This window comes from Streptomyces sp. NPDC101776 (assembly GCF_044766845.1).
In the GTDB taxonomy this organism is placed as follows: Bacteria; Actinomycetota; Actinomycetes; order Streptomycetales; family Streptomycetaceae; genus Streptomyces.
Genome location: NZ_JBIWMV010000004.1, coordinates 98500 through 110777, shown reverse-complemented (window position 1 = coordinate 110777; position 12278 = coordinate 98500). Strand labels below are relative to the sequence as shown.

The window sequence follows — 12278 nt, the reverse complement described above, 5'->3', positions numbered from 1 at the left end:
GAACTCCTACCGCTGTCCCCGGATCCGCCGCGCGACCTCGCTGTTCTCCGTCTCCCACCAGGGGCGGACGAGTTCCGAACCCTCCGCCGATGCCACGGCTTCCGCGGGCGTGACCCGCTCCAGTTCCGCGTCCAGCCGCCGGTCCAGCGCCACCGTCTCCACTCGCTCCGTACGGGCCCACTGGACCAGGATCGCGAGCAGGAAGGGGACGGCGACCAGCTCGGCGACGCCGACCATCGCGCCGCCGCCGAGCTGTTGGTCGTGCTGGACGTCCGGGGCCCAGGACGGGGCGTGGGCGAGGTACCAGGAGCCGGCGATCAGCGTGCCGTGCGTCATCACGACGATGCCCGGTACCGCGTCGATGATCCCGTCGACGAACACCAGGCCCGCCCGCACCGGGTGGGTGCACCAGGCGGGCAGCGCCTCCTCACGGGTGAGCACCGGGAGGACGAACAGGCTCCCGGCGAGCAGCAGTTGGAGATACATGAGCTGGTGCAACCAGTTGTTGGCCAACGCCGTCTCGAAGTACGGCGTGAAGTAGATCGTCAGCTCTGTGGTCAGGACGAGGGCCGTGCTGACCAGGGGGAAGGTGAAGAGTCGGACCAGGCGGCCGGTCAGTGCCCCCTGTGCGCGAGCCGCGCCGCGTTCGGGCAGGGCGCGCAGGGCCAGCCGCAGCGGATCGCCCAGGGCCAGGCCGAGGGGGGCGATCAGGTCGAGGAGGACGTTCTGGACGGCGGCCGGCCAGAACAGCACGCGGTCGTACACGGCCAGCGCCGACATCGTGGCGACGACGAGCGTGCCGAGCCCGAGCACCGCGAACGCGGCGGTCCGCGCCACCGGCCAGGACTCGCCCCGGCGGCGCAGGCGCAGGACGCCCCAGCCGTACAGGCCGCCGAGGAGGACGACGACCAGCAGCGCGGGGACGTCCGCCTGCCAGGAGGAGAACAGCCGTCCCACGGTGAGCTGCGGCGGGGTCTCCATCGCGATCTACCTCCACGGCCGGTCGACCGGTTCCGCCGGTTCTGTCGGATCTGCCGCAGCACTCTATGCCGCCGAGTGCCGCGGCCGGGACCCGCCCCCGTGACCGCTCCGGTGACCGCCCCCGTGGCCGGGCGGACCTACAGCGACTGCCGCATGATCCAGTCCCTGATCCCGGGGATCGTGTACGCGACCTGCCAGGTCGCCATGTGCGCACTGGTCGTCGAGCCCGTCGGTACGACCGTGCCGGTCTCGAACGCGGCGAAGTTCACCGGCGTCCGCTGGGCCTTCATGCTGCGCACGTCGGCCGCGAACTCCGCTGCGGTGGACTGCCCGTCCCACAGCGCGGTGCCGACCTGCGTGCCCTGCTCCTGGATGACCGCGGTGATGGCCTGCTCCCCGGGGTAGGCCTTGGTGTCGTCGGCGGAGACCAGGATCCACAGGTCCTTCTTCGCCAGCGGCGCGGCCTGCGCCTCCGGCCACTGCCCGGCGACGACGAACGCCGCCGCGAACAGGTCCGGGTATTTGATGTTCAGGCCCAGCGACATCATCGCGCCCATCGACTGACCCGTCGTATAACGGCGGTCGGGGTCGATGCTGTACTGCCGCGTCACGGACTCGACGAGGTTGGCGGTGGCGTCGAAGAGGGTCGACGGCAAGTAGTCGTCGTCGATCACCACGGAGCCGTACTCGGGCGCCAGCACGAACGCCTCGTGCCGTGCCTGGTCCTCCGGGCTCGCCCAGCACACCGCGCCCAGCCCCTGCACCAGCGGACCCTCGGTCGCGACGTTGACCACGCTCGCGTCGTGCATGAACAGCACCAGCGGATAGCTCTTGCGCGGGTTGTAGTGCTCGGGCACGAACAGGTTGTAGTTCAGGGTCTGGCCGGTCGCGGGGTCGGCGAAGGTGAACTGCTGGAAGTCGTCCACGATCAGGTTCTTCACGGCGTCGGTGGTCAGTGCCGTGGTGCTCGCGGGGTACCGCGTGCCGTGGGCCGTGGTGACCGCGCCGGCCTGCGTGAGCGTCGCCTTCGCGGCGACGATCGTCCCGCCGGGGGTGGTGTCGCCCACCTTCGGGCCGCCCCCTCCGACCCCGCCACCGGAGTCGCCGGTCCCGCCTCCCGCGGGCGGGGTCCCGCCGCCCTGCTGGGTCACCCACAGGGCCGCCGCCGTGTCGTCCGGGGACAGCTCGACGATGACGTAACGGCCGTACCGCGCACGGTCGTTCAGGTCGGCGGTCCGGTTCGTGTAGACCTTCGTGACGGTGCGGTCGGTGACCGTGAACGTGGACGTCGACAGCGTCCGGCCGTCGATGTCCCTGTCGTACTCGACCGCCACGGCCACGAGCTTCTGCCCGGCTCCGAAGACCTGGGTGATGGCGGTGAGGCCCTTCACATGGTCCCCGTCCGCACTTGCCGCGCCCGTCCCGCTCGCCTCCCGCGCCGAGCTGGGGGTCGCGCTGCCGAACACCGCCAGGGCCCCCGCCGTCGCGGTCGCGGTACCGGCCATGAACCTACGCCTGTCCATGAAGGTGAGCTCCTTCGATCGAGGTTGTCAGGGCTGCCGGGCGCCACTGTCCTGCCTCAATCTGTGAAGCGAAACGAGAAAAGGAACCCTTTTTCACAGGGGACCCAGAAGTTCCCTGGTCGTACGGATGAATTCGCTTCGCGCAAGCTTAGGTCGCGAGAGCCATTGCGCCGCGATTATTGACCCGCATTCACCTGGTTTACCGGCGGCGGAAATTCTGGTTCATGACCCGGTCCCGGATACCGGGGATGGTGCAGGCGACGGGCCATGTGGCCATGTGCGCACTGGTCGTCGAGCCCTTCGGCACCACCGTTCCGGCCTTGAACGCGGCGTAGTTGACCGGCGCCTTCTGCGCCTTGATGACCTTGGTGATGGCGTTCTCGCCGGAGTAGGACTTGTCGTCGTCCTGGGAGACGACGGTCCAGAGTTTCTTTTTCGCCAGCGGCTTCACCTGGTCCGCGACGGCGGCCCCTCCCTCGCCCGCCAGGTCATGGAGGTCATCGCGCCCCAACTCCGCACCGGCGCCTTCGTGATGAACGACAACGCCGAACCCGACTACCTCGCCTACATCCGCGACCCGGCCCACGGCTTCCGCTCCGTGACCCTGCCCCTGAAGGGCTCAACGGAACTGTCGGTGAAGGTGAGTTGAGGACCCGGAGCGCCCAGGTCAGCCGATCAGGAACTCCGCGCACCGCTCCCCGATCATCACGGTCGGCGCATGCGTGTTGCCCGACGGCACCGCCGCCATGACCGCCGCGTCAGCGACCCGCAACCCCGGCACCCCGTGCACCCGTAGCAGCGGATCCACGACCGCGTCGGCCCCGGTGCCCGTCCGGCAGGTCCCGACCTGATGGTGGTAACTGGCCAGGTTGCGCTTCACATAGGCGGCGATCTCGTCGTCCGTCACGACCCCCGGCCCGGGCGCGACCTCCCGCGCCCGCCACTCCCCGAGCGCCTTCTGCTCCCCGATCTCCCGCGCCTGCTTGACCGCCGTCACCATCGTCCGCAGGTCGTACGGTTCGGCGAAATACCGGGGATCGAGCGCGGGCGCCACGGCCGGATCGGCGGACCGCAGCCACAACCGCCCCCGGCTGAGCGTCCGGATCGTGCCCGGCGCGACGCTCTACCCGTGCCCTTCCGCCGGCACGTCCTGTCCTACGACGGGCAGCGGCACGTGGGACATCACGGGCTGGAGGTCGGGGGCGGCCAGCGCCGGATCGGTCTTCGCGAAGTACTGCGCCTCGATCTTGTTGGACGTCCCCGGCGGCACCGGCCGCGCCGACTCGTACACCACCGGGGCGAGCGCGTGATCGTGCAGATTGCCCCCGACCCCCGGCAGGTCGGCGACCACACCGATCCCCAACTCCCGCAATTCGTCGGCCGGTCCGATCCCGCCAAGCAGCAGCAGGTGCGCGGAGCCGATGGTCCCGCAGGACAGGACGACATCGCCCGCACACCGTACGGCGCCGACGCGGCCGTCCTCGACGACCTCGGCCCCGCTCGCGCGACCGCCCTCGACCAGCACCCGAACCACCGGCGCACCGGTCAGCACGGTCAACAGCGGGCTGTCCAGCACGGGTTGGACGAACGCCGTCCACGCGCTGACCCGCCGCCCGTCACGAACGTCGAGGTGCAGCAGGTTCACGCCGAGGATCTCCTCGCCGTTGCAGTCGTCGTTGTACGGCAGCCCGTACTGCTCGCACGCCTCCACGAACGCGAGGGAGACCGGGTTGGGGGAGCGGTTCCGGGTGACCGGCATCGGCCCGCCCGCACCGTGGTACTCCGAGGGCCCGTCCTCGAAGTCCTCGGAGCGCTTGAAGTACGGCAGGACCTCGTCGTACGACCAGCCGGTGGCCCCATACCGGCCGGCCCAGTCGTCGTAGTCCGAGCGATGGCCGCGGACGTAGATCATGGCGTTGATGGCGCTGGTCCCGCCGACGACCTTGCCGCGCGGCCAGAACACCCTTGTGCTGTCGGCGTGTTGCTGGGGCTCGGTGAGATACGCGTAGTCCTCGGGCGAGGTCCACAGCTCCCACATGCGGCGTGGCTTCCATGGCGGAAGCGTGCCGCTCACCGACCGGCCCGGCTTTCGTCGCGGTGCATGGGGAGTTGCCGGACTGAGCACGGTCGCCCGGTCGTGGTTACGGTCAGCGCGCCGCGCGGGCCTCGCTCGGGCTCATGCCGTAGGCCGTCCGGAACGCGTTGCTGAAGTGGGCGGGGCCGGGGAAGCCCCAACGGCTGCCGATCGCGGCGACCGCGAGGTGGGCCAGGGCCGGGTCGGCGAGGTCGCGGCGGCAGCGGGCGAGGCGCTGTTCACGGATCCAGCCGGAGACGGTGCAGCCGTGCTCGGCGAGGAGTTGAGCAGCGGCAGCGCCTCCTCCCTGGACATCTGGTGGAGGGTCTCCGGCAGCTTCAGGGAGATGTCCAGCCGCACCATGCCGACCAGGCCGGTCGGCTGGGTGGTGCTGACCGGGATGCCCTGCCCGGTCAGACAGGTCGCGAACTGCTGGGCCAGTTGGACGAGTTGGGGATCACCGTTGAGCGCGAGGCCGTTGGCGTGGTTCTGGTCGTCACGGGCCTTCTCCGCGTCCTTCTCGGCCGCCGCGCTGAGCGCCGGCCCGTACGCCGCGACCCGCCCGGTCTCCGAGCACCCGCCGGGCTTCTCCTCGGCCTTGCTCTTGGCCGGGGGACCGGCCAGCGCGATGTCGTACGCCTTCTTCTGGGCGTCGGTCAGCCCGTCCTGGTCATGGTCCTTGGGCGCGGTCCTGTCGACCGTCGCCGCCTTGCTGAAGGGGGCATTGGGGTCGTCGGGGTAGACGAGGCCCGCGTAGTAGCCGAAGCCGTACTTCTGCCGGAACTTCTTCGCCAGCGCGTAGTCCTCCCCGTCGACCGCCGAGAAGGGGTCGGCCGGCTTCGAGCTCTGCGCGTGCGGGGTGTAGGTGAAGCCCTGCTTCTTCATGCAGGCCGCGATGGCGTTCTCCTGGATGTACTCCTTCTTGGTCGCGTCGTCCACGTCGTCCGGGACGGTGAGTTGTACGGCTCCGTCGGCCGTGGTCGTGGTGGCGGCGCCGGATCCGCCGTTCACCGTGCCGACGCTGCACCTCAGCGCCGCCGCCGTGGCCTCCACGCTCTGGTCCTCCCAGAACCGCAGCACCAGCACGGCCCGCCCACGCGGCGGCAACTGCCGCAGCGCGTCCAGCAGGGTCAGCCGTAGATCAGGATCGGAGGCCGGGGCCGCCGTCTCCTCCTGGTGCGCTCCCGTCCCCGGCCGTTCCCACCAGCGCCGACGCCGGGTCTCGTCGATGAACGTCCGGTACAGCACCCGCCGGGCGTACCCGTCCGGCGACTCCAGCTGCCGTACCCGACGCCACACCGCGTACAGCTTCGCCAGCGCCGTCTGCGTCAGGTCCTCGGCCAAGTGCCAGTCCCCGCACAGCAGATGGGCCGTACGCCGCAGATGCGCCTGCCGACTGCGCGCGAAGTCGTCGAAGTCGAGCACGACTTCGGCGACGTCACCGCCACCCGGCACCGGCGCCGTGCGCGGTGAGGAGTACTTCATGCCCATGGAACGGGCGTACGGGCCAAGGAGGTTGTCACGTCCCGAGAAATTCTTTCCACGACAGTCGCCGTCACAGCAACAATGGCGACAATGAACGACCGCGGCGGACAAGCGGGACATCGGGACATCGGGGCGTCGGGACAGCAGGGCAACGGGGGTGCAGTGATGGGCAGTTCGCGGAGACCGCGCTACAGCGCGACAGTGTGGCAACGACTGGGTCCCGTGTTCCCCATGCTCGTCGTGGGCGCGTGCCTCCTCCTCACGTCCTTGACCGGGTCACTGCCCCCGGACGCGCTGACCGCCTGGCTGATCATCGTGTTCGGCGTGCTGGTCCTGGACATCCTGCTCCCCGCCTACTTCGGGGTCACCCTCACCGAGTCCGCGGCCGTGGTCCGCAACCTGCGCCGCCGGACCATCCCCTGGGCCGACATCCAGTCCATCCAGATCGAATCCGTCATGGGCACCAGAACGGTCGTCCTCTACGAGACGAACGGCCGTCGCACCCGCCTACGGGCGCCCAGCACCGGTTTCCTCGCCTGGGACCGCCGCTTCGAGGAGAAGTTCCACGTCATAGGCCAATGGTGGCTGACCCACCGAGGCCCCGACTGGACCCCGGCCCCACCCCCACAGACCTGGTGGAACACCCCACCGAACCCGGCACGGGATACGGCGCGGGATCCGGCACGGGATCCGTTCGCGGCTCCCGAGTAGACGAGGAGGAGCGCCATGACACTGACCCGCAAGGGATCCCGTCACATCGTCGTCGACGGCACGGCCTACCGCTGGCGCCTGCGCCGCAGGCCGACGTACTCCCAGGCACTGGCCTGGTCACCGTGCACCTTCGCGGTCGAGCACGCGGACGGAGGCGGTACGACGCTCGTGGTCACCACCGCCCACGCCCACCCGAGCAACTGGCTGGGCCATGAGTCCAAGCCCGTCCTGCCGTCCGACGTCACCCAAGCCATCGAGCACGCCCTGCGCGAAGGCTGGACCCCGACGTCCCCCGGCTCTCCCTTCCACCTGGACTTCTCCAAGGGCGTCACGCCCTCCCCCTGAACGAGACAGCGAGAAGGCACGGGAGAGGACGATTCCTGCTGTGGACGATGCACGAGAAGGTGTCATGGACGTGTGGAGGGTCGGCCGGGCCGGCCGACTCGCGGGCTACCTGCTCATCGTCGGCCCGGCGTGCGGGGCGCTCTCCACCTGGTGGGGCGTTCTCTCCCACCCGGACCCACAGAACGCGGACTCCGCCGGAGTGGCGACAGCCGTCGCGCTGGGATTCGCTTTCTTCGCCTGGTGGGTGCTGCTGCGCGTACGCCTGGAATTCACGACGGACACGATCGTCATGGTGAATCCCTGGGGCGCCCAGCGACTGCCGTGGTCACGTGTCAGCGCGGTGAGCCTCGGCAATTGGGGCGCCCAGTTCCACACCACGGACGGGTTCACATTCACGGCATACGCCCTGAGCGATCTGGCGGGCGGCACGCGCCAGGACGACCGGTTCACCGAAGTACGGCGGATCGCGGAGGCCCGACTCCGACTCCAACGCCAACTCCGCGACGGACACCCGCGTCCGTGACCGCGTCCGACAACTCCCTCTCCGACGGTTTCACCAACGCCCGCCGACTCCGGCACCGAGGACGACTCCTTCGGTACCGAGGACGACTCCTTCGGCATCACCAAAGTGCCCGGCTCGGGCGGCCGATCGCCCCCGGCCGGTGACTGACCCGCACTTGACCTGTTTACCCGTGGGGCCCCCTGTCCAGCCGCAGGTGTCCCTTCTCAAACCCATCGTCACCGGACGGAGAAGCGCGTCAGTGCGTACACAGAGTTCGCTGATCGCTGATCGTCGGTCCACGTTCTTTCGGGGTCCGGCGGCCTGCGGATGTCGAGAACGTGTCACCGGCTCCGTCCCAGGGACATCAGCGGCCACCACCACCCACAGGCCGCACAAGGAAGAAGGAGAAACCGGCATGGCGATTCAGCGGATGGACAACGTCGGCATCGTCGTCGAGGACATGGACGCCGCCATCGCGTTCTTCGTGGAACTCGGTATGGAGCTGGAGGGCAGAGGGGAGGTCCAGGGCCCCTTCGCCGACCAGTGCACCGGACTCGACGGCGTCCACTGCGACATCGCGATGGTCCGGACCCCGGACGGCCACAGCCGACTCGAGCTGGCGAAGTACCGCAGCCCCGAGGCGACCGGCGCCGGACCGCGCAACCGCCCGCACAACATTCTGGGCACGCACCGCGTCATGTTCGCCGTAGACGACATCGAGGACACCGTCGCCCGCCTGCGCCCGCACGGCGCCGAACTCGTCGGCGAGATCGCCCGGTTCGAGGACAGCTATCTCCTCTGCTACCTCCGCGGCCCGGACGGCATCATCGTCGGACTGGCCGAACAACTCCCCTGAAACCAACCGACCCGGACAACGAAGAAGGGCCCCACCGCGAACGGTGGGGCCCTTCGACATCGTGCCCGGTGAGGCACTGGCGGAGGATACGAGATTCGAACTCGTGAGGGGTTGCCCCCAACACGCTTTCCAACTGTCCGCACGGTCGTACGGGGGCGTCCATGTGGGTTCGCGCGGCAGGTTAGGCGGGGTGCGCGTACGGCGCTGAACGGTAGCGGCAGTCCGCGTACTGGACAAAGACCAGGACAACGAGCGGTGCCGAACGGGACAGGGAAGTGGCGTCACCCCCCCTCGGTGCATCTATCAACGGTCGGCAGAAACGTCGACGAGTAAACTTCCCCTGAGTGTCAGCGCCGTCAAGGTGCTCAACATCGCGTGAGATGGGTTGGCTCTCGCCGCTTGGCTACCTCCCGGCCCGAGCCAGCCAACGATCCTGGACTGCCTCCTACAGACTCGAATGTTAGTGAGGCCCGAACGTCGCAGTCAGCTCGACGGGCAGAGAGACTGTCATCCTTAGAGCGTATTTTTTCGCAGACATGTGACACAACATCAGCCACTCTGCTAAAAGGGAATCGACCCTCCGGGTGCACCGGATTCGCCGAGGAAGCAACAGGGGACAGGGTGACTGACGAAGCCGATCGAGGATTCGCCGAGGCTGAACGGCGGATCGCAGCATGCATTCGAGATGACGCCAACGAGCTTGACCTGTCCAGGTTGGGGATCAGAACGATCCCTGAATCACTTACAGAAGCAAGTCGTCTAGAAGTGATCGATCTGAGCGGCAATGAAATTCGCTCTGTTCCGGATTTCTTGACTCAACTCCCCAGACTTCTGCATCTCAACCTGGGATCAAATCATCTCACCTCCCTGTCAGACTCAATTGGAAATCTCACCCGTTTGAGAATCCTGGGATTGCAATATAACGAGCTCACCGAATTTTTTTCCACGATTAGTTCGAAACTTCATACACTCGATCTCCATGGGAATAACTTCACGACCTTTCCGGACGCGATTCGGAACGTGCCTCGCCTTCGCAACTTGGGTCTAGATTCGAATCTCCTTGAAGGTCTAACCGCTCACGGCACCCGTAGGTTTTCTTCCCTTACCGTGCACTGTAACTCTTCCAACGTTCCTGAAATAATTGGGGAAATCGGGGCAGTCGAAAATCTATCACTACTGGGCGTAGGTGGAGCATCGCTGCCAGATTCCATTGGGAGGCTGAGCGCACTTAGGAGTCTCTCAATCCACTCCAGCGCGAGTCTCACCCACCTTCCCGATTCGATTGGCAATCTGACCAAACTTGAGTTCCTCTCTATTTTCGCAGATGGATTGACGTCGCTGCCGGATTCGATCGGACGCCTCGGCAAGTTGATGTTTCTACAGTTGACCTCGGAGCAATTGACTCATCTGCCCGACTCCTTCGGAAACCTTAAAAAGCTCGTCGATCTGCCCCTAAGAACCCCCCGACTTACCGACCCCCCTCCGGAAATCCTTTCCGCAGGAGCGGAAGCCGTCGTGGAGTTCTTTCGTGAGATGTCCAACGATTCGGTGGAACAATGGGTTTCTAAGGTATTGGTTGTTGGTCAGGGTCGCGCCGGCAAGACATCCCTTCTCCGTCGTCTGCGCGGCGAAAGTCACGACCCCCAAGAAGACAGCACGCACGGACTCAATGTGTCGCGTCTGACTCTGGCTCACCCCAGTCAGCCCGCCGGGACCGAGACCACTCTGATGATGGACCTCAGTACGTGGGACTTTGGCGGCCAAGATATTTACCACGCAACTCATCAGTTCTTCCTCACGGATCGCTCGCTCTTCTTGCTCCTCTGGGACGCTCAAGTTGGCTGGGAGGAGAGTAAACTCTACTACTGGCTTGATCTCATCAAAGCTCGCGCTCCCCGCGCTCCCGTTATATTGGTAGCCACTCATCTCGGTCCCAGACCGCCCGACCTCCCTCTGTCTGCGATCAATGCCGCCTACCCACACATGATTTTGGCCAGCCTCGCTGTGGACAGCGCCGCCGCTACCGACGATGAGATCGCGGAAATCCGCAAACGAATCGCTGAAGAGGCTGCCCAACTCCCGCTGATGGGAGCCCGTTGGCCCCGGCGTTGGCTCAATGCTGCAGAGGCGGTACGGAACCGTCCAGAGAAACATGTAAGTCCTGATGAGATGCGGGACTTTATGGCCGAGCAGGGGGTGACTCAACCATCACAGCAACGGGCGCTCTCGACTGCTCTACATAGTCTTGGCGATATTCTCTACTATCCTGATGACGAGGAACTTGGAGAACTCGTTATCCTACACCCGCAATGGGTAACGTCATATATCAGTCGAGTTTTGGACGACGAACAAGTACGAACTGAAGGAGGAGTATTCACGCCAACCCGGCGCCGTGACCTATGGCAGGACCTGAATCCAAGTATGCGCCAGCACTTTGTCGGGATGATGGAGCGCTTTGACCTCTCTTATCGGACAACAGACGGCAACAGCAGTCTCGTGGTTGAACTCCTTCCCTGGGATCCTCCGATTTTTCAAGATCAATGGGACATGGCACTCACACCGCACCACAGGCAATTGCATCTGCGTTATCGGTTGCATACCGTCCCGCCCGGTATTCCTACGTGGTTTATCGCGCGCGAGCACCGATTCACTACGGGTCTTCACTGGCGGCTAGGGGCACTGCTACGTCATGAAGATGGCCATATGGGCCTCGTGACGGTAGACCGGCATGCCAAGGTCGCCGAAATCCAAGTGCGCGGACCATATCCGTACGACTTCTTCGCTGTACTCAAGGATGGCTTCGAACAGACACTCCTGCGCTATCCGGGGCTGGAGATTACAAAATTCGTACCCTGCCCTGGCGCGAGCCCTCAGGCGCCATGCAGTCATGAGTTCCCGCACCATCAATTGGTAGACCGATTGACGTGTAGACCACCCCGCGAGACTATCGAGTGCCCTGTCCACTATGAAGATCTCGACGTAAGGAAACTGCTACAAGGAGTCGAACCGCCACCCAAGGACCGTTCAGAGGCTCTCGCCTCCGCCGCTCTGAGCGCTGTAGCTGAACTCAGTAGCGCTGTGCAAGGGCAGGGGCGAGACATCCTTGAACAATTCGCCGAAGCGAAGGTGCAGCGAGCCGCTATCGCTGCAGAGCAGCAGAGGACGTTTCTCGCCAGCCAGTATCAAGAAACGGCATCCTGTCCTAGCGTCCTTTCGATCGTCAGAGTGAAGCGACGTCGAGCCCTCGGAATGCTTCCCGGCCATGTCTTCCAACTACACTTGTACTGCGAAGCTCCTGGCGCTTGGCATCGCCTCCCAAATGTTGCTCCCTACGAGATTCGGAGCACCCCACATAGCGTGTCAGTTGTTCTCCCGTACGCCCAACGATTGTTGTCGGTACTGAAATATGCGCTGCCTGTCGTCGGAGCTGGGCTAGGAATGGCTTCTGAAGATCTCGACAAGCTCCTCAAAGAGGATATTGAACTTATGAAGGCTCTTCTGGAGGGACTTCCAGATGAGCTGGTCGATTCACCCGATGGGCGGCTTGGAAATTTCGAATCTCTCGTCAGAGCGGAGTATCACTCCGAATACCGTGAAATGTATGCCTTGCTCAAGAAAATCGATCCCGACGAAAAGTGGGGAGGCTTGAATAAGGCTGCGACTCCCGAAGGGCATACCTACTGGCTGTGTAAGGCGCACGCTGACGCGGTCAAAGCGCTCCCGGCATTCACGGGGGGCGACCAATCCGGTCGGCCTGGCCTGGTGTGATGCCCTTTAACTAGGGAAACGGGCCCGGCTCCG

At 65.6% G+C, this 12278-nt stretch carries 12 protein-coding genes and 1 pseudogene; 6 read left to right on the top strand and 7 right to left on the bottom strand.

Annotation, left to right across the window (positions count from 1 at the left end):
* Positions 1-6: 6 nt before the first annotated feature.
* The 3 genes from ACIRRY_RS15645 to ACIRRY_RS15635 all read right to left on the bottom strand — a co-directional run bounded on the left by ACIRRY_RS15645 (position 7) and on the right by ACIRRY_RS15635 (position 3015).
* Complete coding sequence (locus tag ACIRRY_RS15645) at positions 7-981, bottom strand: cytochrome c oxidase assembly protein (RefSeq protein WP_403972470.1); 975 nt, start codon at positions 979-981, stop codon at positions 7-9.
* 137 nt (positions 982-1118) lie between these two features.
* A complete protein-coding gene (locus tag ACIRRY_RS15640) occupies positions 1119-2504 on the bottom strand; it encodes an alpha/beta hydrolase-fold protein (protein ID WP_403972468.1) in 1386 nt (461 codons plus the stop codon).
* Positions 2505-2703: 199 nt separating this feature from the next.
* Positions 2704-3015: a hypothetical protein gene (locus ACIRRY_RS15635; protein ID WP_403972465.1), complete on the bottom strand. Its 312-nt coding sequence runs from the start codon at positions 3013-3015 to the stop codon at positions 2704-2706.
* Here ACIRRY_RS15635 and ACIRRY_RS15630 point away from each other — a divergent pair.
* Complete coding sequence (locus ACIRRY_RS15630; RefSeq protein WP_403972462.1) at positions 2995-3153, top strand: hypothetical protein; 159 nt, start codon at positions 2995-2997, stop codon at positions 3151-3153. The two genes, ACIRRY_RS15635 and ACIRRY_RS15630, sit on opposite strands and share 21 nt — an antisense overlap.
* A gap of 18 nt (positions 3154-3171) precedes the next feature.
* Here ACIRRY_RS15630 and ACIRRY_RS15625 read toward each other — a convergent pair whose 3' ends face one another.
* The 4 genes and pseudogenes from ACIRRY_RS15625 to ACIRRY_RS15610 form a co-directional block, all read right to left on the bottom strand.
* Positions 3172-3585, bottom strand: coding sequence for a GMC oxidoreductase (locus ACIRRY_RS15625; RefSeq protein ID WP_403972460.1), 414 nt, complete (start codon positions 3583-3585; stop codon positions 3172-3174).
* A 42-nt stretch (positions 3586-3627) separates the two neighbouring features.
* On the bottom strand, positions 3628-4542 hold the full coding sequence (locus ACIRRY_RS15620; protein WP_403972458.1) for a GMC family oxidoreductase: 915 nt from the start codon (positions 4540-4542) through the stop codon (positions 3628-3630).
* Between the two features lie 109 nt (positions 4543-4651).
* On the bottom strand, positions 4652-4825 hold the full coding sequence (locus ACIRRY_RS15615) for a helix-turn-helix domain-containing protein (RefSeq protein WP_403973593.1): 174 nt from the start codon (positions 4823-4825) through the stop codon (positions 4652-4654).
* Positions 4826-5595: 770 nt separating this feature from the next.
* A pseudogene (locus ACIRRY_RS15610) lies at positions 5596-6063 on the bottom strand (SigE family RNA polymerase sigma factor); the annotation flags it as partial.
* A gap of 231 nt (positions 6064-6294) precedes the next feature.
* On the opposite strand from ACIRRY_RS15610, the gene ACIRRY_RS15605 reads away from it, so the two are divergent.
* The 5 genes from ACIRRY_RS15605 to ACIRRY_RS15585 all read left to right on the top strand — a co-directional run bounded on the left by ACIRRY_RS15605 (position 6295) and on the right by ACIRRY_RS15585 (position 12245).
* Positions 6295-6774, top strand: coding sequence for a hypothetical protein (locus ACIRRY_RS15605; RefSeq protein ID WP_403972455.1), 480 nt, complete (start codon positions 6295-6297; stop codon positions 6772-6774).
* A gap of 15 nt (positions 6775-6789) precedes the next feature.
* Positions 6790-7119 (top strand): hypothetical protein, encoded by a 330-nt coding sequence (locus tag ACIRRY_RS15600; protein ID WP_403972453.1) that lies wholly within the window; start codon positions 6790-6792, stop codon positions 7117-7119.
* A gap of 64 nt (positions 7120-7183) precedes the next feature.
* Positions 7184-7642 carry a hypothetical protein gene (locus ACIRRY_RS15595; RefSeq protein WP_403972450.1) on the top strand — a complete coding sequence of 153 codons (459 nt, stop codon included), beginning with the start codon at positions 7184-7186 and terminating at the stop codon, positions 7640-7642.
* A 394-nt stretch (positions 7643-8036) separates the two neighbouring features.
* Positions 8037-8477, top strand: a complete 441-nt coding sequence (locus ACIRRY_RS15590) for a VOC family protein (protein WP_403972448.1) — start codon at positions 8037-8039, stop codon at positions 8475-8477.
* A gap of 621 nt (positions 8478-9098) precedes the next feature.
* On the top strand, positions 9099-12245 hold the full coding sequence (locus tag ACIRRY_RS15585) for a COR domain-containing protein (protein ID WP_403972446.1): 3147 nt from the start codon (positions 9099-9101) through the stop codon (positions 12243-12245).
* The last annotated feature ends 33 nt before the right edge of the window (positions 12246-12278 follow it).

Excerpts from the sequence above, each read along its gene's own strand:
- ACIRRY_RS15645 (WP_403972470.1), bottom strand. The coding sequence starts at position 981 with ATGGAGACCCCGCCGCAGCTCACCGTGGGACGGCTGTTCTCCTCCTGG.
- ACIRRY_RS15640 (WP_403972468.1), bottom strand. The coding sequence starts at position 2,504 with ATGGACAGGCGTAGGTTCATGGCCGGTACCGCGACCGCGACGGCGGGG.
- ACIRRY_RS15630 (WP_403972462.1), top strand. The coding sequence starts at position 2,995 with ATGGAGGTCATCGCGCCCCAACTCCGCACCGGCGCCTTCGTGATGAAC.
- ACIRRY_RS15620 (WP_403972458.1), bottom strand. The coding sequence starts at position 4,542 with ATGTGGGAGCTGTGGACCTCGCCCGAGGACTACGCGTATCTCACCGAG.
- ACIRRY_RS15605 (WP_403972455.1), top strand. The coding sequence starts at position 6,295 with ATGCTCGTCGTGGGCGCGTGCCTCCTCCTCACGTCCTTGACCGGGTCA.
- ACIRRY_RS15600 (WP_403972453.1), top strand. The coding sequence starts at position 6,790 with ATGACACTGACCCGCAAGGGATCCCGTCACATCGTCGTCGACGGCACG.
- ACIRRY_RS15595 (WP_403972450.1), top strand. The coding sequence starts at position 7,184 with ATGGACGTGTGGAGGGTCGGCCGGGCCGGCCGACTCGCGGGCTACCTG.
- ACIRRY_RS15590 (WP_403972448.1), top strand. The coding sequence starts at position 8,037 with ATGGCGATTCAGCGGATGGACAACGTCGGCATCGTCGTCGAGGACATG.